Source organism: Streptomyces clavuligerus (assembly GCF_005519465.1).
GTDB lineage: Bacteria > Actinomycetota > Actinomycetes > Streptomycetales > Streptomycetaceae > Streptomyces > Streptomyces clavuligerus.
Genome location: NZ_CP027859.1, coordinates 345394 through 367482, shown reverse-complemented (window position 1 = coordinate 367482; position 22089 = coordinate 345394). Strand labels below are relative to the sequence as shown.

At 70.5% G+C, this 22089-nt stretch carries 20 protein-coding genes; 11 read left to right on the top strand and 9 right to left on the bottom strand.

Annotated elements, in window-relative coordinates; genetic code table 11:
* Nucleotides 1–161: 161 nt before the first annotated feature.
* Nucleotides 162–500 carry a hypothetical protein gene (locus CRV15_RS29920; RefSeq protein ID WP_029183236.1) on the bottom strand — a complete coding sequence of 113 codons (339 nt, stop codon included), beginning with the start codon at nucleotides 498–500 and terminating at the stop codon, nucleotides 162–164.
* A gap of 28 nt (nucleotides 501–528) precedes the next feature.
* On the opposite strand from CRV15_RS29920, the gene CRV15_RS29915 reads away from it, so the two are divergent.
* Both CRV15_RS29915 and CRV15_RS29910 read left to right on the top strand, forming a co-directional pair.
* A complete protein-coding gene (locus tag CRV15_RS29915; RefSeq protein ID WP_003963058.1) occupies nucleotides 529–981 on the top strand; it encodes a hypothetical protein in 453 nt (150 codons plus the stop codon).
* Between the two features lie 162 nt (nucleotides 982–1143).
* Nucleotides 1144–1608 carry a hypothetical protein gene (locus CRV15_RS29910; protein ID WP_003963057.1) on the top strand — a complete coding sequence of 155 codons (465 nt, stop codon included), beginning with the start codon at nucleotides 1144–1146 and terminating at the stop codon, nucleotides 1606–1608.
* Nucleotides 1609–2706: 1098 nt separating this feature from the next.
* On the opposite strand, the gene CRV15_RS29900 is transcribed toward CRV15_RS29910, so the two are convergent.
* Entirely contained in the window at nucleotides 2707–3033 is a 327-nt protein-coding gene (locus CRV15_RS29900) for a hypothetical protein (RefSeq protein WP_009999070.1), read from the bottom strand.
* A 395-nt stretch (nucleotides 3034–3428) separates the two neighbouring features.
* On the opposite strand from CRV15_RS29900, the gene CRV15_RS29895 reads away from it, so the two are divergent.
* Nucleotides 3429–7343, top strand: coding sequence for an nSTAND1 domain-containing NTPase (locus CRV15_RS29895; RefSeq protein ID WP_009999069.1), 3915 nt, complete (start codon nucleotides 3429–3431; stop codon nucleotides 7341–7343).
* A 307-nt stretch (nucleotides 7344–7650) separates the two neighbouring features.
* Here the strand turns inward: CRV15_RS29895 and CRV15_RS29890 are convergent, their stop codons facing one another.
* On the bottom strand, nucleotides 7651–8127 hold the full coding sequence (locus CRV15_RS29890) for a nuclear transport factor 2 family protein (RefSeq protein WP_003954649.1): 477 nt from the start codon (nucleotides 8125–8127) through the stop codon (nucleotides 7651–7653).
* 14 nt (nucleotides 8128–8141) lie between these two features.
* On the bottom strand, nucleotides 8142–8879 hold the full coding sequence (locus CRV15_RS29885; protein WP_003954648.1) for an SDR family oxidoreductase: 738 nt from the start codon (nucleotides 8877–8879) through the stop codon (nucleotides 8142–8144).
* A gap of 125 nt (nucleotides 8880–9004) precedes the next feature.
* On the opposite strand from CRV15_RS29885, the gene CRV15_RS29880 reads away from it, so the two are divergent.
* A complete protein-coding gene (locus CRV15_RS29880; RefSeq protein ID WP_003954647.1) occupies nucleotides 9005–9847 on the top strand; it encodes a helix-turn-helix transcriptional regulator in 843 nt (280 codons plus the stop codon).
* An 860-nt stretch (nucleotides 9848–10707) separates the two neighbouring features.
* Here CRV15_RS29880 and CRV15_RS29875 read toward each other — a convergent pair.
* Entirely contained in the window at nucleotides 10708–11121 is a 414-nt protein-coding gene (locus tag CRV15_RS29875) for a hypothetical protein (protein ID WP_003963050.1), read from the bottom strand.
* 168 nt (nucleotides 11122–11289) lie between these two features.
* Between CRV15_RS29875 and CRV15_RS29870 the strand changes: the two genes are divergently transcribed.
* The 3 genes from CRV15_RS29870 to CRV15_RS29860 all read left to right on the top strand — a co-directional run bounded on the left by CRV15_RS29870 (nucleotide 11290) and on the right by CRV15_RS29860 (nucleotide 13715).
* A complete protein-coding gene (locus CRV15_RS29870; protein WP_230864327.1) occupies nucleotides 11290–11739 on the top strand; it encodes a hypothetical protein in 450 nt (149 codons plus the stop codon).
* A gap of 216 nt (nucleotides 11740–11955) precedes the next feature.
* The gene (locus CRV15_RS29865; RefSeq protein ID WP_029183234.1) at nucleotides 11956–12444 is read left to right on the top strand and encodes a GNAT family N-acetyltransferase; all 489 of its coding nucleotides are present in this window, start codon (nucleotides 11956–11958) and stop codon (nucleotides 12442–12444) included.
* A gap of 443 nt (nucleotides 12445–12887) precedes the next feature.
* Nucleotides 12888–13715: a hypothetical protein gene (locus CRV15_RS29860; protein WP_003954641.1), complete on the top strand. Its 828-nt coding sequence runs from the start codon at nucleotides 12888–12890 to the stop codon at nucleotides 13713–13715.
* A gap of 433 nt (nucleotides 13716–14148) precedes the next feature.
* Here the strand turns inward: CRV15_RS29860 and CRV15_RS29855 are convergent, their stop codons facing one another.
* The 4 genes from CRV15_RS29855 to CRV15_RS29840 form a co-directional block, all read right to left on the bottom strand.
* Entirely contained in the window at nucleotides 14149–14529 is a 381-nt protein-coding gene (locus CRV15_RS29855) for a hypothetical protein (protein ID WP_003963047.1), read from the bottom strand.
* Nucleotides 14526–14819, bottom strand: a complete 294-nt coding sequence (locus CRV15_RS29850) for a hypothetical protein (protein WP_009999065.1) — start codon at nucleotides 14817–14819, stop codon at nucleotides 14526–14528. Before CRV15_RS29850 ends, CRV15_RS29855 begins: the two co-directional genes overlap by 4 nt.
* 173 nt (nucleotides 14820–14992) lie before the next feature.
* Nucleotides 14993–16243: a metal-dependent hydrolase family protein gene (locus CRV15_RS29845; RefSeq protein WP_003954638.1), complete on the bottom strand. Its 1251-nt coding sequence runs from the start codon at nucleotides 16241–16243 to the stop codon at nucleotides 14993–14995.
* 70 nt (nucleotides 16244–16313) lie between these two features.
* Nucleotides 16314–17294, bottom strand: a complete 981-nt coding sequence (locus tag CRV15_RS29840) for a GAF domain-containing protein (protein WP_003963045.1) — start codon at nucleotides 17292–17294, stop codon at nucleotides 16314–16316.
* A gap of 259 nt (nucleotides 17295–17553) precedes the next feature.
* Here CRV15_RS29840 and CRV15_RS29835 point away from each other — a divergent pair, with 259 nt between their 5' ends.
* From CRV15_RS29835 to CRV15_RS29820, 4 genes are all read left to right on the top strand, one after another.
* Complete coding sequence (locus CRV15_RS29835; protein WP_003963044.1) at nucleotides 17554–18537, top strand: MBL fold metallo-hydrolase; 984 nt, start codon at nucleotides 17554–17556, stop codon at nucleotides 18535–18537.
* Nucleotides 18525–19505: a fumarylacetoacetate hydrolase family protein gene (locus CRV15_RS29830; RefSeq protein WP_003954636.1), complete on the top strand. Its 981-nt coding sequence runs from the start codon at nucleotides 18525–18527 to the stop codon at nucleotides 19503–19505. Before CRV15_RS29835 ends, CRV15_RS29830 begins: the two co-directional genes overlap by 13 nt.
* A 62-nt stretch (nucleotides 19506–19567) precedes the next feature.
* A complete protein-coding gene (locus CRV15_RS29825) occupies nucleotides 19568–21079 on the top strand; it encodes an APC family permease (protein WP_003954635.1) in 1512 nt (503 codons plus the stop codon).
* Complete coding sequence (locus CRV15_RS29820) at nucleotides 21076–22062, top strand: GNAT family N-acetyltransferase (RefSeq protein WP_003963042.1); 987 nt, start codon at nucleotides 21076–21078, stop codon at nucleotides 22060–22062. Before CRV15_RS29825 ends, CRV15_RS29820 begins: the two co-directional genes overlap by 4 nt.
* The last annotated feature ends 27 nt before the right edge of the window (nucleotides 22063–22089 follow it).

The following is a 22089-nucleotide window of genomic DNA, read 5'->3' as shown; positions in this document are numbered from 1 at the left end:
CTGCCGCACGGTCGAGTCAGATGGCGCCCGTGGGGCGGTAGCGTCTCAGCTGCAAAACGGCCTGAACCCGGCGTCGACGGCGTACCTCAGAGCTGGTCACAACACCCCAGCCCACCCTCAAGCGGAGCAATCAGAAAGTTCTCTCACAGCTTCCTACCGCTTCACCGCAGCCTCGGCCGGGCGCGGTGAAAGGGATCACCGGCCCGGCCCCAGGGCCAGGGGCAGAACTCGACGTACTCGCGCGGGGCAGTGAGGAACACCGACGCGTCAGCGCGCGCTGGACCAAGACCCTGGCGTACCCGGATGCTCTGCTGGATCACGAACGCGCGCTGCTCGTCCGCGAGATAATCGAGCACGGTGCGGTGAGGGCCGCCACGGGGCCGGTGCGGCAGCCTGCCCAGGACCGGCATCCCACGGCGGGCGAGCTCCGCATCGACCGCGGCGTCGAAACCGTCCGGGCCGCCCTCCTCGTGTCCGCGCCGCAGGAGAAGGCCGGTCATCGGTACATGAGCGAAGGGAACCCCGGCCATGCACCTCTTCGAGATCCAGATCGGCGTCTACGCCACCCCCGGCGGCGTCGAGGACACTGAACGGGGGCTGCGGCGCCTTCTGGAGGAGCGGGCGGTCCGGTATGAGCTCGCCGTGCTGGATGAGGACCGGAAGACCCGGGACGGGGAGATGACGCTCGCCGAGTTCTACGACGAGCTCCCCTCCCAGTGGACCGGCCACCGTCCCGGCGAGGACCCCGGCACCCGGAGCGTCCACGAGTTCCGCATCGGCGTACTGCTGCCGTCCCGGAAGGAGATGGACCAGCTTCGCGCAGGTCTCGCCCGCGTCCTGTGCCCGGACCCCGGCCACGACGGCGCCTGCCCCATCCCCTGGTCCACCGGATACGTCGACGGCCACCACGGAGAGTACGAGGAGAACGAGCGCTACCTCCACGACACCTACGGCCGGCTCGAAGCCGCACCGAGACCGTAAAGGCATCCTCGCACCACCCGGCGCCCGCCGGACGACTGCCCGTAACCGAGCGGGCCCGGGTGGGTACGGTCCGGCCAGAAAGAATGACATGCCCGTCTCCGCCCGCACCGCCCTGGTGGCCCTCACGGCAACCACCGTCCTCACGGCTGCGGCCTGGACCGCGTGTACGACCACCTCACCACCCCCACCACAACAACCACGACCGAACGCCTCACCTTCTTCGATCCCACCGACGACCAGGCCGTCACCCGTGCTGCCACCGCCGTCTGGCACGGCACCGTGCTGCGCCGGACCGGGACCCGGACGGTCGAGCACCTGCCCCAGGTGCTGTACGAGGTGAGGGTGGGCCGGGTCTTCAAGGGCACGATGACCGGAACGGTCACGGTCACCCAGAGCGCGTCGAAGCCCGCGCTTGAGCCCGGGAAGCGGTACGTCCTTCCCACCGTGCCCTGGGCCGACCCCGGACGCGACGGCCACGCCGTCCTCGCCGAGACCCGCCCCCGGGAGACCCCCGACCTCGCGGCGACCGACCCCACCCGCGCCCCGAGGGAGAAGCCCGGGACCACCATCGGGGAGCACTGGGCCCGCCTCGCCGCCCTGGACACCGCCACCAAGAACACCGGGTGACCCCACGGAACCCGTCGGCGGGGGCATATTGCACGCGCTCGAGGGGGCCCGGGGAGCCGCTGGACGAGGGCCTCGTCCTCGTCGTAGACCGAACAGGCGGGTATCAGCCCGTACATTTACGCGGTGAAAGACACCCGGCGGGCGGTAGTCACCTCAGAGCCGGAAGGCGGAGCCTGCTGTGCCTCTCTTCGAGATCCAGATCGGTGTCTACGCCACCCCCGCTGGTGTGGAGGACACCGAACGGGGGCTCCGGCGCGTCCTGGACGAGAGGACGGTCCGGTACGAGCTCGCCGTGCTGGACCGGGGACCGGACGACCCGGGACGGGGAGATGACGCTCGCCGAGTTCTACGACGAGCTCCCCTCCCAGTGGACCGGCCACTGGCCCGGCAAGGACCCCGGCACCCGGAGCATCCACGAGTTCCGCATCGGCGTGCTCCTGCCGTCCCGAAAGGAGATGGACCGGCTCCGCGCAGGTCTCGCCCGCGTCCTGTGCCCGGACCCCGGCCACAACGGCGCCTGCCCCATCCCTTGGTCCACCGGCTACGTCGACGGCCACCACGGCGCGTACGGGGAGGCTCCGTCCACGTCTGGGCGGGCACCGGCCTGGTCACTGTCCCCGCCGGGCGAGGACCCATCCCGCGGCGTCCGGTGGGGGCCGGTTTCGCCCAACCACCCGCGCGCCCGAGCGGGTGCTCGCGGCGGACGCGGTCCCGGCCCTGATTCTGGCCATCCGGGCCCTGTGGATGCTGAGCGCGCACAGGCTCGACGAGATCGAGTTGGTCCGAGGCCAGGTCATGCCCGCCGGCTACGGCCGGTGCTTCCCGCATCGACGCCGGCGTTTTCCCGGAAGCCGGTGATCTCTGGTCCAGGCAGGCACGCGGCCGGGCGGAGAAGGGCTGGGTGTGATGGCGAGTGGTGGCCCGGGTCGCTACGCCCGGGCCACCACCCGTGGTGCGGCCGGGTCCTCAGGTTTCGTGCTCAGCGGCGGCCAGTGGCTGACGCTGTGGCTTGAGGTGTGGTCCGCTCGGCGAACCACTCGGGTGGCCGTTGCCGGTTTCCGTTTTCGTAGGCGTTCTCCGCCCGGCCGTGCAGTGGGGTCAGACTCGTGCGAAGCGCTCGGTGTCGATCAGGAGGTAGAGGTAGTAGTTGCCACCGCGCAGTCGGCAGTCCCAAGTAACCACATCGGGGCGGTTGTTGGACCAGTAGCGCCCGCTGGAGTTGCAGAGGCTGAGGCGGGTGTAGCTCTCGCCAGTGGGCTGCCAGATGAGGGCTGCCTGAGCGGACTCGTGTGCCGCCACCGAAGTGGGGGCCGTTGCGGTGGTGGAGGGCTTCTCCGCGGCCTGGGTGACGGGGGCGGTCATCACTCCGGCCCCGATGATGGCCGCAGACACGGCCGCGGTGGTGAGAACTTTGCGTAACGACATTGTCGTACTCCTCTCAGTGGTTGTGATCTTGTTCGCTTCGGTCTTGCGCCGGCGGTGGCGTCCGGTCGTCCGGCTCTGCGGACTGGGCGCCTGCCGGGGCAGACACCTTGATTCCAGCGGGCCGGGCATTGTGCGGAAAGCCTGTTCCGTGCTGTCCGCACAATGCCCGGGGGCGGTTCGATAGAGGTGCCGGGCAGATATCCCGGCCGCGCAGCACGGACAGGAACCGATATCAGGGAGTGGGGTGGGGTGTGATGGCGGGTCGCCGGGAGCGTCCGCTGGACCCGGAGGCGGGTCCGGTGGAACGGTTCGCACACGAACTGAGGGAGTTACGTAGAGCAGCGGGTGGTCCGACGTACCGGGCCTTGGCGACCCGTGCGGGGTATTCGGTGAGCATGCTCGCCGCCGCCGCGCGGGGGGACGAACTGCCGTCGCTCCCACTGGCCCTCGCGTATGTGACGGTCTGCGGAGGGGACCGGGGGGAGTGGGAGGCCCGCTGGCGGGAGACCGCCCGTGCGCTGGAAGAACTGAAAGCAGCTCGTGTCGTCGACGACCGCCCGGCCTGGGACGCGCCGTACCGGGGACTGGCCCGCTTCGAGCCCGGCGACCGCGACCTCTTCTTCGGCCGCGAGCAACTCCTCTTCCGCCTCACCGGCCTGCTCGCCGAACACCGCCTCGTCCTCCTCGCCGGAGCCTCCGGCAGCGGCAAATCATCCCTGCTGCGCGCCGGCCTCATCCCCGTGCTTCAGGACCCGGCGAACCGGCCGGTGGACTGCGTGGCGATCCGGGTCATCACGCCGGGATCCCGCCCCGCCGCCACCCACGCCCACGTCCTCGTCCCCGCATCGGGCACCCCTGGCGAGGCGGTTGCCGTGCCGGAAGCGGCCGGAGCCGCCGAAGCCAGAGCCGGGGGTGGAGGTGGGGACACGGTCGTGGTGGTGGATCAGTTCGAGGAGGTTTTCACTCTCTGCCAGGACGCGGACGAGCGGGCCCGGTTCGTCGGGCTGCTCCTAGCGGCCCAGGCGCCGGACAGCCGGCTGCGGGTCGTGATCGGGGTCCGCGCCGACTTCTACGGCCACTGCACCGGACATCCCGGTCTGGTGGAGGTGCTGCGGACGGCGCACCTGGCCCTCGGCCCCATGACGGCGGCCGATCTCCGCCAGGCGGTGGTCGGCCCGGCACGGGCCGCCGGACTGATCGTGGAACGGGAGCTGACCGCCCGCATCGTCGAGGAGACCGCCGCGGAACCCGGCGGGCTGCCCCTGATGTCCCACGCTCTCCTGGAGGTCTGGCGACGGCGCCGGGGCCGCACCCTCACCCTCGCCGCCTACGAGGCCATCGGCGGCATCCACGGCGCCGTCGCCGACACCGCCGAACACACCTACAACCAACTCACCCCCCAACAAGCTGATCATGCTCGTCGCATCATGCTCCGCCTCATCACCCCCGGACAGGGCGCCCAGGACACCCGCCGCCCCGCACCCCGGACCGAACTCGAAGCCGCCGCCCCCCAGGAGACCGCGACCGTCCTCGAACACCTCACCCGCGCCCGCCTCATCACCCTCGACGACGACACCGCCGACCTCGCCCACGAAGCCCTCATCACCGCCTGGCCACGCCTGCGCACCTGGATCGACGAAGAACGCACCCGTCTCATCGTCCACCGCCGCCTCACCACCGACACTGCCACCTGGACCGAACTCGACCACGACCCCGGCGCCCTCTACCGCGGCACCCGCCTCGCCACCGCCCAGGACGCCTTCCCCCGCCCACACCACGACCTCACCCCCACCGAACACGCCTTCCTCACTGCCGCCACCACCGCCCAGGACGAGGAACAGCAGGCCCGCGCCCGCACCACCCGCCGCCTGCGCCGCTCCACCGCCGGGCTCTCCGTCCTCCTCACCCTCTCGCTCCTGGCGAGCCTGACCGCCTGGCACCAGAACCGCACCAGCACCCGGGAACGCGACCGGGCCCGCGCCTCCGAACGGACCGCCCACTCCCGCCAACTCGCCGCCGAGTCAGCCTCCCTGTTCGAAGGCGACCCGAAACAAGCGACTCGCCTCGCCGTCCAGGCACACCACACCGCCGCCACCGCCGAAGCGGTGGGCAATCTCTACCGTGCAGCCACGCTACCCCTCAGAACCGAGCGCTCCGCTTCAGTGGAAGCGGGCTTCGACGGCCGCCCAAGACGTATCTTCTCCAGCAGAGCGGCCGCAATCAGCCCGGATCTGCGGACCGTGGCCTTCTCTCAGGACGGCCACAAGACCGTTCTGCTGGGCACCGTCAGCGGCGACAGGACACTGAACCACTCTGCCCCGAAGAGGTCCGAGGCCGCCTCCGTACTGTCCTACAGCCCCGACGGCACCACACTCGCCGGCAACATCGGACCCAGAGTGCTCCTCCGCGACGCGCTGTCCGGCAAGCTGCGCGCCACATTCACCGGCCACCGCAAGGACGTGACCGCCCTCGCCTACAGCCCCGACGGCCATGTCCTGGCCACGGGCGACACTCAGGGAGTGATCCGGCTGTGGGACATCCGCTCAGGCAGTGCCCGGACTCTCGCCGGTCACTCGAACGCCATCCACACGGTCACCTTCGCCCCGGACGGCACCACCCTCGCCAGCAGCGCCAAGGACGGCACCGTACGTCTGTGGAACACCACGACCGGCAGCCACAGAATGCTCACCCGCAAGGCTCAGGGCATCGACCAGACCGCTGAGCCAGAGTATGACGGCCACAGACTGCCACTGCACACATCCCTGATCGGCTTCAGCCCGGACGGAGAGACCCTAGCGGTCAGCCAGCGGGACGGCACCGTAGGCCTGTGGGCCATTGCCACCCGCACGCTACGACGGGTTTTGGTCGGCCACCGCGGACAGGTGCGACGGGTGCACTTCAGCCCCGACGGAAAGACCCTCGCCACCACTGATGACCAGGACACGACGATACGTCTGTGGGACCTCGCCAAAGGAGCGGTCCACACCACCCTCACCGCGTACTTCGACCTCATCTCCGCGCTCGCCTTCAGCAAGGACAGCAGCGTCCTGGTCACCGTCGACCGATTAGGAATCCGCCAGTGGGCCTCCAGCCACCCGGTCCGGCGCACTCTCCGCAGCGGCCACGCCACCGGCATCGTCTCCATGGACTTTGCCCAGGACGGAAGAACCCTCGCCACAGCCTTCGGCACCGAAGGGCCCAGGGACCCTTTCTTGAGACTGCTGTCCAAACACACCCTGCATATCTGGAACCTACCGTCCCACCGGCGGCGCCTGACGATCAACGATGTGATGGCGCCATTCGACCTGAGTCCGGACGGCATGGCCATTGCCACCAGCAGCAGTGACGGCTCCGTCGACCTGCGGGAAACCCGCACTGGACGAACCCGCCTCACCATTCCCGCCGAGGTGCGTGATGCCCCCTCGGATCAGCCTTTCGTTCAAGCGCTCGCCTTCAGCCCTGACGGGACCATCCTCGCCATCGCAGGGTCCGACCGCACGATGCTGCTGAACACCCACACGGGAAAACCGCTCCGCACCATCAACACCCGCAACGTGGCCGTAAGCTCACTCGCCTTCAGTCCCGACGGAGCCTCTCTGGTCGTGATGAACAGCGACGGCGCCGAGGTGCAACTGAGAGATGTCGCCACCGGCAAACTCCGTGGCACCCTCGGAACGGGCCAGCACGACAGCGACCGGCTGCCCCTCAGCTCTGACGGACTCCTCGCAGCCGGAGCGGGAAGCGGATCCGTGAGGCTGTGGAATACCACAACCTTCAAAGAGCACCGCACCATCACCAGCCTTGACGGCACTGTCAGCTCAGTCGCTTTCAGCCCGGACGGAAGAACCCTGGCCACAGCCGGAACCACCGGATCCCGCATCCGCCTCTGGGACACGGAGACCGGAACCCTGCGTCAAACCCTCAGCGACAGCAGCAAGCGGTTCCTCTCCCTCGCCTTCAGCTCTGACACTCCCACCCTCGCCGTCGGCATCAGCGACGGAACCGTTCAATTCTGGAATACCGACCTGCCCGACAAAAGGACCGCCGTCACCCGGCTCTGCCAGGCCATTTACGACCCATCCATTCCTGAAAGACACCGAGGCCCCCGGAGACCTGGATGCCCCCAACTCCGCATGCCCCCGGCCCCCTTCCCCACACAGAGCCGAAACAACCGCACGGCCCACGATCCCCGTAGACGCACCCCGCGACGCCCTGTGGCGGACCTCCGGGCAGTCACGGCGACCATCGCCACTTCCGCTGCTCCGTCCTGCTGCCCTGGGCCGGGAATCCCCGAACGGCGGGACGCGTGAATCCTGATGCGGGACGCTGGTTCAGCACCATGCGAAAGGCGCCCGGCAGCCGCGATCTCGGCCTCACCTGTCCCCCCCCAGGACCATCCAGTGCCTGCCGAAGACGCCGGGTTCCACGACGGTTCCCGGGGGCAGGCTCGCCGGGGTGCCGGAGCCGTACGTCGTCGGCCCGGTGACGTGCGCGGGACGGATTCCGGCCGGGGTCCGCGATGCCCGGGAGCGGGTACCCGCAGGCACGTCCGTCCGCGGGCCCGGCCCTGTTCAGCTCCCGCCGGACGCCACCGAGCAGTCGACAACGTAGTTCCGGTCACTCCGCTTCGAAGGCTCGCAGGGTGTCCTCGCCGTCGGTCCACAAGATCCCGAGCCGCTGCCGGGCCAAGAGCCATCCATCCCCGTCACGGCGGAACTCCCAGTCGTAGGGACCGCCCATGGAATAGGGGGCAGATGCCCTCCCCGGAGCAGTGACGGCGACGAACCACATGTACCCGATGCCGGTCGCTCGGTCGCCCGCCACGTCCACCTGCATGTTGAGGATATGGTGCTGGATACTCGTGTAAGGCGACTCGGCCTCCTCCACCTTCGCGCGGATGGCCGCCCTTCCCTGGATTCGCTGCCAGGGCCCGAACTCCAGCACGGCATCTTCGGCCCAGCAGGCGGACCAGGCCCGCCAGTCCTTGCGGTCCAGCGCCCGCCAGCCGCGGATCATGAGGGCGTGCAGGGCGTCCCGGTCCTCCAGGTCCCGCACTCTGCGCGTCAGGGCGTCCAGAGCGGGGGTGGGCAGCATTCCGGTTCCTTCCGTCACTGGGCGCTCGCCGCAGGTCGTACGACGATCTCGTTCACGTCGACGTGCGCCGGCTGGGAGATCGCGTAGGCGACGGCGTCCGCGATCGCGGACGCCGGCAGAGCCACGGCGCGATAGGTCCGCATGGCCGCCCGGGCGGCCGGGTCCGCGATGCCGTCAGCGAGTTCCGACTCCGTGACGCCCGGCGAGACCAGCGTGACCCGGACGTCACCGGCGGACTCCTGACGCAGGCCCTCCGAGATCGCACGGACCGCGAACTTCGTGGCGCAGTACACGGCAGCGGTGGGAGAGACCTCGTGGGCGCCGACGGAGGCGATATTCACGATATGCCCGCCACCCTGGGCGCGCATCACAGGCAAGGCGGCGGAGATACCGTGCAGGACACCCCGCATGTTCACGTCGATCATGCGGTCCCACTCCTCCGTCCTGAGCGCCGCCAACGGCGACAGCGGCATCACCCCGGCGTTGTTGACCATCACGTCCACGCGACCGTATCGCTCCTCGACCGCTGCCACGAAGTCCCGCACGTCGGCGGCCTCGGTCACGTCCAGGCGCTGGACCGCCGCCGTGCCGCCCCCGGAGGTGATCTCCCCGACGAGTCGGTCCAGCCGGTCGGTGCGCCGTGCTCCCAGGAACAGGCGGTGGCCGTCGGCGGCGAGCCGACGGGCGGTCGCCTCGCCGATCCCACTGCTGGCACCGGTGATCGCAACGGCCTTGATTCTCTGGTCCGGCATGACTGCCCCTTATCCCTTGGTAGGGCACCGAGTCTGGGCCAGGTGTTCCAGATGGCCCAGGCCGTGCGCTGCCTGGGTGTACCGCACCCAGGCAGCACACCGGGCCCGCGGCCTAGCCTGGGCACATGACCGACAACCAACTGGGCGAGTTCCTCCGGGCGCGCCGTGCGGCCGTGCAGCCGCACGACGTCGGGATGCCGAGCCACGGCGTGCGCAGGGTCACCGGGCTGCGCCGCGAAGAGGTCGCCGTCCTGGCAGGGGTGAACGCGGACTACTACACCCGACTGGAGCAGGGCCGCGAACGCCACCCGTCCGCGCAGGTGGTGGATGCGCTCAGCCGAGCGCTGCTGCTGGATACCGACGCCCAGGCGCACCTTCACCAACTGTCCGCAACCGCACCGTCCCAGCGACCCCTCACCGCCACCGACCAGGTCGCCCCCGCCCTGCGCGTCCTGCTGGACGGCTACCCCGGCACTCCGGCGTTCGTCATCAACCCGGTCCTGGACATCCTCGCCGCCAACGCCCCGGCCGAGACCCTGTACTCCCCTTTTGAAACGATGGACAACCTGGCCCGCATGGTCTTCCTCGACCCAGCAGGTCGGCCGTTCCACCCCCGATGGGACCGGACAGCCGAGACGGTGGTGGGGCACCTGCGCCAGGCATACGGCATCGACCCGCGCAGTCCGCGCCTACGGGATCTCGTAGGCGAACTCAGCACGCACAGCACGGAATTCCCCCGGCTGTGGAACACCCACACCGTGCGCGGCAAGACCCGGGAGAACAAGCACTTCCACCACCCGGACGTCGGCGGTCTGACCCTCACCCACCACGCATTCGACGTACGGGACGCCCCCGGCCAGCAGTTAATCATCTACCATGCCGAACACCGCAGCCCCAGCGCCGAGGCACTCAGCCTGCTCGGCTCCGTGCACGCCACAGCGAACCGCGCCCATCGATCCGCCAGGTGACAGCCCGTGCACGGCACAGTGAGCACAACGGATCTACGGACCCCACGCCGGACGTACACCGCCGGGCCGCCGCATGACCAGCGCTGAACAGACCCAGCCTCCGAAAGGGTTCCCACTTGGCCATGCCGCGCCCGCGTACGGCAGCCGCTCTCCTCGCCGCAATCACCGCTACTGGCTCCACCTACACGCATGCGGCGCCGGTCCGGCCCGCGCCGTGCGTCTCCGGTGAGTCGGATACCCGGGGGATTCCAGTGCGGACGAGGGGGAGATCCGCTGGACGGGCCTTGGGCCAAGGCCCGTCTTCGGTGAGAGAGCGGTTGTGCGGTGCGGTCACGGCGTCCCCTCGCGAACCTTGGTGAGAACGGTGTCGGCGTACGGGCCTTCACGTGTATGCCGACAAACGGCTTCGGCCCGCTCCAGCTCTCGGGTGATCAGTGCCTTGCGGGTGGCCGGCAGGCCGGGGCGCACGGGACACCCCGAGCACCCGGCACATCCGCTTGACGCCAAGTCGGCGCGGTTGTTGGAGGTGAAGGCCCAGCGGCGGGAGCCCACTTCACCTCTGCGGCGAAATACGGGGCTGTCCGGCGCAGGATCTCGTGCTCCAGGCGCCACTCCTGCCTGGCCTTGGGCAGCCGGGCGCGGGCAGGCAAGCTCCTCCGCCGCGCTGACGCTGCCGTCGCGGCGAGCAGGCGCGGCCTGTGCCCCGTCCTTGCGGGCCCACGTCCGCAGCGACTCCGCGGTGATACCGAGACCTGCGTCCCACCTGGACACCCCTCCCTCGACTATCAAGATCCACTGTCAGAGTGTCCACTCCGAAGGATCAGCCTCAATTGATACTTCCTGTCTCTCTTTGACCGTTGTCAGAACAGACCGAAGATTACGAAGAAGGGGGCGAGGGAGGCGACGGCGCACACCGGCCAGTAGCGGGAGGGCCGGACCGGGGTCCGGCGTCGCAGCGAGGCGTTGGCCAGTGCCCAGGCGAGGCCGAAGAGGCAGAATACCGGGGCCGCGATGACCAGCCAGAGCAGCATGCCGTCGTTCTCGTTGGGGTTCTGCATGGTCCAGCCCAGGGCTGCGAGCGGGCCGTTGGTGAGGATGTACCAGGCCAGGAACAGCGGGATGACCGCCGGAATCCCCAGGAGCAGGTTCACGGCCACGGGGACCCACAGCTTCCGCATGCGCCCATTCTCCACGATCGCGGCCTGGTTTTCGCGGGCGGTGGGTGCTGCTTGTGCGGTCTGGAACTCCGCGTTGGGCACAGCGGTCTCGCGCACGGCTGTTGGGGGCGGGGTCCGTGCTGCGGATATGACTGAACCGTTGCTGCCGCCTGGTGGGCGCTCTTTGGCTTGTGTGGAGGTTGGCGTGGAATGGTGGGATCGTGGGGGAGCCGTTGCAGGGGTCTGTCTGCTGGCATGAGGATGTCTGGCCTGGAGGGGCGGCGCATGGAGCCGGTGCGAGCGGATGAGTTCAAGGTCCGTGTGGTGTCTCACGGGTGGTGTGTCCAGGAGTCGGATGAGGCGCTGGTGCCGGTGCCGTTCCCGGATGACTCCCCGGCCGGTGGCTTTCTGGCCCAGTTCGAGCGGCGGCTCGATTTCTGCAGCGCGGGGCATACCCACTATGCCGTGGTCACGGTGGAGCACTGGGGTGCCGAGCCCGAGCCTGACCGTCGGACGGTCTGGGACGAAGTGGCGGAGGCGGTCTTCGTCTCGGCGTCGGGTGTGGCAGCGATCTGGTCCGACGGACGTCACCACGAGCTGACGTTGCTCGCTCCGGGCACCTGGAGGGTCCGTGCGTACTGCGCCGGTCGGGCCGAGGTGGCGCAGGCGGACGACGCGGACGACGTGGCCGACGGCATCGAGGTCTACGTACTTCAGTTCTGGCCGCAGGCCTGAGCACCGAAGCCCGCGGGGAGGGAACGCTTTTTCCCTCCCCGGGGGCTTCGGCGTTCTACCCGTGAGCGCGGCCGGCTCGTTGATCGCAGAGCCGGCCGGCGTCTGCTTGCCACAGAGCCTGTGGCGGGCAACATCGCCTTGGCGATCGTTGTCAGAGGGTTGGCAGCCATGCTCCACTGCCCGGCCACGTCTGGTACATCTGCCATGCTGGCCCGCATGTTGATCAGGGAAGCCGACAGCTCGGACTGGCCTGCCGTTTGGCCCTTCTTCCACCAGATCGTGGCCGCGGGAGAGACCTTCACCTATCCCGTGGACCTGGGAAAAGAGGAAGGACGTGACTGGTGGCTGTTATCCGAGCCGGCCCGGACGGTGGTCGCCGTGGATGACACCGGCACGGTGTTGGGCATGGCCAAGATGAACCGGAACCACATGGGCAATGCCGGACACATTGCCAGTGCCAGCTTCATGGCCGCCTCGGCCCACGAGGGGCGGGGAGCGGGCCGTGCGCTCGGCGAGTACACCATCGAATGGGCCCGGGGAGCCGGCTTCCGGGCCATACAGTTCAACGCGGTCGTGGAGACGAACGTACGGGCGGTGAGCCTGTACCGGTCGCTCGGCTTCGATGTGCTGGGCACCTTGCCAGAGGGGTTCCACCACCCCGTGCACGGGTATGTGGGGCTGCACATCATGCATCGCGCGCTGTGAGAGCGCGGTGCGGCGGCCCCGTCCGGGCCCGCCGCACCGCGAGGCGGGCCTCAGGCGCGTACGAGGAGAACGAGCACTACCTCCACGACACCTACGGACGGCTCGAAGCCGCATCGAGACCCTAGACGACCAGGCGCCCGTCGGACGACTGCCCGTAACCCGGGCGGGTTCCGTGAAGAACCGGTCACTTCCTGACCGTTGTCGGTCGTGCCGGGACAAACCGACGTGGCTGCGGGCCCTGCTGCCTATGCTGCTGGTATGACGAGCGTGGAGGCCAAGAAGCCGCCCAGGGGACCTGTGACACCGACACCGCGCGGACGTCCCCGGGGCCCCGTAACTCCGGACAAAAACCCTCCTTTCCCGCCGAATCCGCCCACCCCGCCGGCGGCTCCCGCGCAGTGACGGCAGGGCGCATCCGCTGGGCACAGCTCCCGCACGCCGTGTTGGCGGCTGTCGGGGCGCGGCTCGGTGTGCCGTTCACCGCGACGGACACCGAGCACTCGGCAGCGGCCGGGGTGACCGCGCTGCTCACCCTGTCCTCGGGAGACAGGGTCTTCGTGAAGGGGCAGCGCGAGCGCGGACCTGCCCCCGAGGCGGTCCCCGTGGGCGAGGATGGGGACTGGTGGGGCCCTGACTGGTCGCCGGTGGACGAACTCGACCTGGAGCAGGCGGTGAACCCCCATCTGCCCGCGAGCGCGCCGCGCATCCTGTGGCGGCTGGACGGCGACGGCTGGCACCTGCTCGCCTTCGAGGGCCTTTCGGGCCGGGACGCCGACTACACACCCGCCTCGCCCGACCTGGCGCCGGTCGCCGCCGCCCTGGCCGAGCTCGCGGCGCTGTCCGCCCCGCCGGATGTACGGATGCCGTCCGCCTGGGACCGGTGGGGCTACTACTGCACCCCGGAGGAGAAGGAACTGCTCCACGGGACCTGGCTCCTGCACACCGACCCCGCGTCGACCAACGTCCTCGTGGACGACGGTCGTGCACGGTTTGTCGACTGGTCGTGGGTCGCGGCCGGCCCGTCGTGGATCGACGCGGCACTGTGGGGCATGCGCCTGATCTCCACGGGCGGTCATACTCCCGAGCAGGCGTGGCGATGGGCGGCCCGCGTGCCGGGCTGGAGCATGGCCAATCCGAAAGCCCTGGCCGTGTTCGCCCGGGCCGAAGCCCGGCGCTGGCACGACCTCGCCACCGAGCGGGTGCCCACGGCCGCCTCCATCGCCCAGGCCGCCGACACCTGGACCGACTACATCACCAGACGCACGGCCTGAACAACCCACCTGGCACCCGCGGTACGGGCACCGCCTTGCCCACCCACTGCCCGGGCCCGGCGCCTTCCGGCCGCGCAGCACCCCGGCCCGGTCCGCCGGATACACCGACGGCCACCACGGCGAACACAATCCGGGGCCTGCGGGGGTTGAACGCCCGAGGGCGCTACCAGTCGGTGAGGTCCACCAGGCGTTCGCAGTGCGGGTCGTCCGGGGTGGCGGTGGCGCGCTCGTCTTCGGTGATCAGGTCGGGCAGCGCCGCGAGGAGGGCGGTGAGCGCGCCGCCGGGTCGGATGTCGGCGGCGGTGACCCCGGCGGTGTCGTCGCTGCTCAGGTAGAGGCGCAGGAGGCCGTTCTCGCGGTGGAGGAAGCCGCGCAGGCGGAGCGGTCCTTGTTCCTCGGAGGGGTGGGTGAGGCAGGTGAGGAGGGTGGTGGTCTAGTCGTCGGTGGTGAACGGGGCGGGCTGGAGATGGGCCGGGTCGGCGAGGTAGAGGTCCATCCCCATGACGGTGGTGACCCGGTCCGCGGGGTAGATGTGGGTGCCGGTGTGGACGGCGCGCAGCAGGGCGACGACGTCGTGCGGGGTGAGCAGATCCTCGCCCTGGCCGAGGGGGATCTCGTAGGTGGTGAGCCGGGCGGGCACGTGTTCGCCCCGGCCGCCGAGCACACCTCGCACCGCCGGGGCGCCGGCGGGGGCGGGCAGGACGCTGCGGACGTACTGGTCCTCCAGCAGCGGGGCGTGGACGAACTCCAGGAGGAGACGGGTGATCTCGGTCTGGAGTTCTGTGACCTCGTCGTCCTCGTCGCTCGTGTTCATTCGTTCACCCGGTCGGGACACTTCCGTATGCCTTTGCAGTAGGCGGTGATGGCGCCGATCACCTCACCGGGGCCGGCATCGTAGCGCCGGTCGGCGGTCCTGCGGGCGTGGCGGGCCTTGACGACGATCTTCGCTCGCCCGTACGCGCGGTTCGTCGCCCATCCCCAGTACTGGATGTTGTGCCCGTCGACGCTGTCGACTGTGCCGGAGAGCGGGATGTTCACGAGGTCGCACTTCTTGACGTTGTGTTTGCCCGTGAAGTGGTTCCAGGCGAGTTCGCCGTTGCCCATCCGCGTGGGTATGGACCGCCCGTCGGGATCGGTCGCGCTGCACTCCTCACCCTGCCGGAGCCGTCGCGGCTGGACAGCGGTACCTGACCGGCTCCCGGTGCTACGGGGGCCGACTGACACGCCGCTGATGCAGCGGGCAGCCGGGGAAGGCGCCGCGCCGGAAACGCACTCGGCTACGGCAGCCCGTCCACGGCACCACCCACCGGCACACCGCCCCGTACCCACTTCCCCGCCTTCATCACCCCGGTGATCCGCTCCGCGTAGCCGTCGAAATCGTACGGGTCTCCGGTGATCAGGGTCAGGTCGGCGCGTCGGCCCTCGCTGATCTCGCCGCGGTCGGCGGCGAGGCCGAGCAGGTCGGCCGCGGACGCGGTGGCCGCGTACAGGGTCTGCTGCGGGGTGAGGCCCACACCGCGCATGAGGGTCAGTTCGCGGAGATTGTCGCCGTGGGCCACCACACCGCTGTCGGTGCCCATGGCGATCCGGACGCCCGCGGCGACGGCCCGTTCGACCGAGCGGAGGTGCACGTCCCGCACCGCGCGGGCCTTCTCGGCGACCGCGGCGGGCAGGCGGGCGCCCGCGTCGATGGCCTCCACGAGGGAGGTGGCGACCAGCAGCGTCGGCACCAGCCACGCCCGCTTCTCCAGCAGCAGTTCGATGCATTCGTTGTCCAGGAACACCCCGTGCTCGATGGAGCGCACCCCGGCGCGCAGCGCGTTCTTGATGCCCGCCGCGCCCTGGGCGTGGGCCATGACGGACAGTCCGGCCGCCGCCGCCTCCGTCACGCACATGGTCAGTTCCTCGGCGCTGAACTGCGGATGCCTGGGGTCGTCGCGGGGCGACAGGACACCGCCGCTGGCACACACCTTGATGACGTCCGCGCCCGCGCGCACCAACTCCCGTACCCGGCGCCGCATGTCCTCCGGTCCGTCCACGACCGGCTCCGGGCGGCCGGGGTGGGCGGCGAACAGCGGGAGACAGCCGCCGGTGACCAGCCAGCCGTCCGCGTGCCCGCCGGTCTGGCTCAGCATGGTCACCGCGATCCGCAGATCGGGGCCGGATATCAGCCCGTCGGCGACGGCCTGCCGCACCCCGAGGTCGGCGCCGCCCGCGTCCCGCACGGTGGTGATGCCCCGGTCCAGAGTGCGTTCCAGGTTCCATCCGGCCGCGTAGAACTGGTACGAGAACGGCTCGTCCAGCCGGGCCAGCGTGTCGGCGCCGGAGAGCACGCTGTGCACATGGGTGTCGATGAGGCCGGGCAGCACGGTGATGCCGGCGAGGTCGAAGGCGAGGTCGCCGTCCCCCGTACCGGCGGACGCGAGGGCCGTGATCAGCCCGGTGGCGCCGTCGACCACGATGTCGGCGGCGAACGGGGCGGCCCCGGTGCCGTCGAAGACCGTGGCTCCGTACAGGACGCTGCGCATGGGTGTGCTGCCTTCCGCTCGGTGTGATGAGCCCGGCCCGACCGGCCGGGCCCTGGTGTACGCCCCGCTGTCAGTCCCCGGACACCGGTGGTGCCGTCCGCTCCAGGCGTCCCCACGCCATGCCCAGATGGTCGGCGAGGGCCTGGGCGGTGGCGACATAGCTGTCACTGAGGGCCGTCGGGCGGTCGAGATAGAGGGAGAGGACGCCCACCACCCGCTCCCCGGAGAGCATCGGCAGGGTCAGGAAGGTGACATACCCCTCGTCCCGCACCAGGTCGTGCGCCCAGGCCATCAGCCGGTCGGTGCGGGCGTCGGGCACGAGGACGTGCTGCCGGGTCTCGATCACCTTCTGCACGACCGGCAGTCCGCGCTGCTCCTTGGCCCGGCTGATCGTCGCGTCCACGTACGACGCCGACAGCCCCCGGGCGCGTGTGCTGCGCAGTTCCTCGCCCTCGGGGTCGAGGATCGAGGCGAGCGCGCGGTCGGCGGAGAGTGCCTCGGTCGCCAGCCGGCATGCCTCGTCGAGGAGTTCCTCGGCGCCGCCGGGCGCGGGGCGGCGCAGCAGGAAGGCGGTGATCTGCTCGGTGTCGACGTCCGGGTCCCCCTCCGTCTGCGGGGGCGAACCGTCGGCGGCCACCTCGGAGATGAGGTGGCAGGACTGCGCGGCCCGCACCTGCGGGTGGCCCTCGACCTCCCGGACGAAGAACTCCAGCGCGCTCGCGTCGTCGGGGAAGGCCGCCAGCACGGTCAGGTCGTAGGCGCCGGTGGACAGGTGGACGCTGTCCACCTCGCTCCTGCGGGCCAGCGACCGCGCCACCTCGAACCGGTGTCCCGGCTCGGCGTGCACCAGGTACAGCATCCGGCTGGGCCGCTCCCCGGCGCCCTCGGCGACCACGACTTCGAGGCGTACCGCCTTGCTGCCGAGCAGCCGGGCGATCCGGGTCCGTACGGTCTTCTCCGAGACGCCCAGACGGCGGGCGAGGGCGACATTGGTCATCCGGGCGTCCTGCTCGAGGCAGCGCACGAGTTCCTGGTCGATGGTGTCCAGCATGCGCCGACCCTACCCTCCCTCACTCCCTCGCGCGCCGATTATCGGACCCATTCCGGCGCCCACAGTCCGCTTCTCGGACCCTAGGGGACAGGAAGCGGCGACGGAAGAGGCCGACGCGGAGGAATGCGTCGCCGGGCACATCGACCGAAACCATCGACCGAATACGCCACCCACCCCCTTGACGGCCCCGAAATACGGCCCTTACCTTCCACTCGTCGGCCGAGATTCGGACCGACGCCTCCGAAATTCGGGAGATGGTATGCCGTACGGATCGCAGGGCCGACTGCACCGGCTCACCGGCCCCTGCTCGGCCTGGATCGCCGACCACGCCGGATGGGGCTACAGCAACGCCGGTCTGATCGTGGGCGGAAGCAGCTCACTGCTCGTGGACACCCTCTTCGACCTGCGCCTGACCGGGGCGATGCTCGCGGCCATGGCCCCCGCCGTGCGGGACGGCCCACTGCGCACCGTGGTCAACACCCACGCCAACGGCGACCACTACTTCGGCAACCAGCTCGTGCCCGACGCCGAGATCATCGCCTCCGGCAGCGCGGCGGCCCACATGGTCCAGGACGATGTGGAGTCGCTGCGCGCCGACCTGCGAGCCCCCGGCCCGCACGGCGACCATCTGCGCCATGTCTTCGGCGGCTTCGACTTCGACGGCATCACCGTCACCCCGCCGACCCGCACCTTCGACGGCGAACTCACCCTCGACCTCGGGGGCGTCGAGGTGCGCTGCCTCACCGCCGGCCCCGCCCACACCGAGGGGGACGTCATCGTCCATGTCCCCGCCGCCCGCACGGTCTACGTCGGCGACCTGCTGTTCTCCGGCGGCACACCCGTCGCCTGGGCCGGACCCCTGTCCGGCTGGATCGCGGCCTGCGACCGCATCCTCGCCCTCGGCGCGGACACCGTCGTCCCCGGCCACGGCCCGGTCACCGGCCCGCACGCCCTGCGCGAGACCCGCGCCTACCTCACCCTCGTCGAGGAGGCCGCCACCGCGGGCTTCCACGCGGGCCGTTCCCAGCAGGAGACCGTGGCCGCCCTCCGCCTCGGACGCTTCGGCGCCTGGAGCGAACCCGGCCGCCTGGTGCAGAACGTGGCCGCCGTCTACCGGCACCTCGACCCCACCCTGCCGCACCTCCCGCACGCCGAGCTGATGATGCGGATGGGCGACTACGAGGCCGCGTTCCGCCCCGAGACCCACGTCCCCGAGGGGGTCCCGCACCGATGCGCTGGATGACGTACGACTGCCCCCGCACCGGACCGCGGACCGGGCTCCTGTCCGGGGACGAACTTCACCTCCTGCCCGGCACCACCACGCTCCTCGACCTCCTCGGCGACGACGGCGAACGCCTCAGCGCCGCCGCCGAACAGGCCCTCACCGACCCGGCCGACATCGTCACCCCCGACCCCGCCCGCACCGGCCCCCCGCTGCGGCCCCCGTCCATCCGCGAGAGCGTCGGATTCCTCGACCACGTCCGCAACACCAGCCCCACCCGGGCCCTCGACCCGCGCTTCACCGAGTTCCCGCCGTTCTACTTCTCCAACCCCGCCGCCGTCACCGGCCCCTACACCGACATCCCGCTCTTCCCCGGCACCGAACGCTTCGACTACGAACTGGAGGTCGGCGCGGTCATCGGCCTCCCGGCGCGGGACGTCAAGCCCGAGCACGCACACCGGCACATCGCCGGGTACATACTCTTCTGCGACTGGAGCGCCCGGGACCTCCAGCTCCACGAGATGGGCCTCGGCCTGGGCCCCGCGAAGGGTAAGGACGGCGCCAACACCCTCGGGCCCTACCTGGTCACCCCGGACGTCCTCGAACACCACCGCGCCACAAGCTCCCATGGCAGCCATGGCAGCCCTGACACCTACGACACCTACGATCTGGAGATGGTCGCCGAGGTCAACGGCGTTCTCACGAGCAGCGGCCGGCTCTCCGCGATGGACTGGACGTTCGCCGACATGATCGCCTACATGTCACGCGGCACCACCCTGCTCCCCGGTGAGCTGATCGGTTCCGGGACCGTGCCCTCCGGGTGTCTCCTGGAGGCGTTCGTCCAGCGTCCCGCCGCCTTCCGGGGCTGGCTCCAGCCCGGGGACGTGGTGCGGCTGGAGGTCCAGGAACTGGGCCACACCCGCCAGACCATCCTGCCCAGCCCCGCCCCCCATCCCCTACGCACCCTCACCCCCGAACACCGCGCCTAGCCCCACCCTCTCCCCTCCTCTCCCCTCCCCCGCACCCACCGCCAGCCCAGAAGGGCCACGCCATGCCCGACCAGCCTCCCCGTACCACCTCCAGACCCGGTCTGCGCTCCGGCGCCGTCGGAATCATCCCGGTCGCCTTCGTCTCCGTCGCCACCATCGCACCGGCCGCCAGCCTCTACGCCGGAATGCTGCTGGTGGCCCCCTACGGCAGGGGCAGCACCCCGTTCGCCGTGGTCCTCAGCCTCGTCGCCTGTCTGATGGTGGCCACCAGCATCGGCCAGCTCGCCCGCCACCTTCCGTCCGCCGGAGGGCTCTACACCTACAACGTCGCCGGACTGGGCCGCGCGGCCGGATTCCTGGTCGGCTGGATCTACCTCCTGGCCTACCTCCTGCTGCCCACCATCGCCGCCCTCATCTTCGGCTACGGCCTGGGCAGCTACCTGGAGCACCGCTTCGGCTTCCCGTCCTGGACCTGGGCGCCCATCGTGGTCGTCAGCACCCTCCTCGCGCTCGCCCTCGCCTACCGCAGCATCAAGCAGTCCAGCCGGGTCGGCATCGCACTCGGACTGTTCGAGCTGGTCGTGTTCGCCGCCATCGCCCTCACCCTCATCTTCGAGGCCGGTTCCGCCAACGCCGCCTCCGTCTTCCTGCCCGAGGGCAGCGGCGTCTTCCCCGCGATGATCTTCATCGTGCTCAACTTCATCGGCTTCGAGTCCTCGGTCACCCTCGCCGAGGAGGCCGACCTGCCGCGCAGCACCATCCCCAAGGCCGTCATCGGCTCCTGCCTGGTCGCGGGCGCCTTCTACATCCTGTGCTACTACGCCGCCACCGTGTACTTCGGCCCCGACGGCTTCGGCGGCGCCCAATTCGCCCTGCTCGGCGGCGGAGACCCCTGGGGCGGACTCACCACCCTCGTCTGGGGCGGCGCGGCCATCCTCGGCTCCCTGGCGGTGTGGAGCGGACAGGCCGCCAATGTCAACGCCTCCATCAACCCGCCCACCCGCGTCCTCTTCGCCCTCTCCCGCGCCAAGCTCGTCCCCGGCCCCTTCGACCGCGTCCACCCCGTCCACCGCACCCCCGCCACCGCCATCCTCACCCTCGGCGCGGTCTCCATCGCCCTCGCACTCGTCCTGCCCCTGCTGCTCGGCTCCCCCCTCAAGGCGTTCGCCCTGCTCGGCACCGTCCTGACCCTGATGCTGATCCTCGTCTACATGGGCACCTGCGCCAGCAGCACCCTGTACTACTGGCGCAAGCGCCGCGCGGAGTTCCGACCGTTCGTCCACCTGATCTGCCCCCTGCTGGGCATCGGCATCTTCGTCCCGGTGTTCGTCGCCGCCCTCGGCATCGACTTCGCGGGCCTCGGCATAGCGCCCCTGGCCTGGCCGCTCAGCCTGGCCCCGTGGATCGTCGCCGCCTGGCTGGCCTGCGGCATCGCGTACTACGCCCATCTGCGCCGACGCCGCCCCGAAGCCATCGACACCATCGGCACGGGCGCGACGACCGAAGACGTCCTGACAGCACCCCAGCCAGAAGCGGCACTCAAGACGGAGCAGGGAACGGAGCCCGCCCGGTGACGGCCACCGCGACCCTGGACCGCGTACACACCGACGACCTGCCCAGGATCACCGCCCTGCTCACCACCGCCCGCCACCGGGGCCAGTACGACACCACACCGGCCCCGGAACGCCTCGAAGCGGTACTCGGCCAGCGCGCGGGCGACGCGCGGGTGGCCCGTGTCGGCGGCCGGACCGTGGGCTTCGTGACCGTGGGACCGACCGGACTGGTCGGCCCGCCGTCCACGGAGGCACTGTTCTGCGACCTGGTCGTCGAGGACCCGTCGGACGGACCGCTGGAGGCGTCACTGACCCGCTGGGCCCATGACACCGCCGCCACGACCCACTCCGGACACCACACCCTGCGCACCCTGCGCGGAGCGGCCGTGGCCGTGCCCGCGGGGTTCACCGAGGTACGACGGATCTGGCGGATGGACACCGCGTTGACCCCACCCGCCGCCGCCCGGCCCGTGCGCCCGGACCTCACCTTCCTGTCGTACACCGACGACACAGGCCGTGCGCTCGCCGACTCGACCTGGGTCAACCTCATCAACAGCGCCTTCGCCGAACACTGGGGCGGCTACCAGCCCTGGACCGCCGAACGCTGGCGACAGCGCCTCGCGGCCACCGGTCACCAGGGCCTGGAGATACTGGCCCTACGCCACTCGGAACCCGCCGGGGTGCTACTCGCCCGGGTCACTGCGAGGGCGGCTGGTCTGGGGGCCGCCGATGCTGGGGCGGCCGGTGCGGGGACGGCCGGTGCGGGGGCCGCCGGGTTCATCGAAGTGGTCGGCACCCACCCCGGCCATCGCCGCCGCGGCATCGCCGAAGCACTCGTCCATACCGCCCTGCACCACCTGGCGGCTCGCGGCCTGCGCACCGCCCACCTCATGGTCGACGCGAGTGGCTCCACCCGAGCCACGGAGCTGTACGCCCGCTGCGGCTTCCACCGTCACTTCGACTACGTGGTCGCCGAACAGCCACTCCACAACCGCCCCTCATAGGACTCCGTTAGGTCTTCCTGTTTGTGC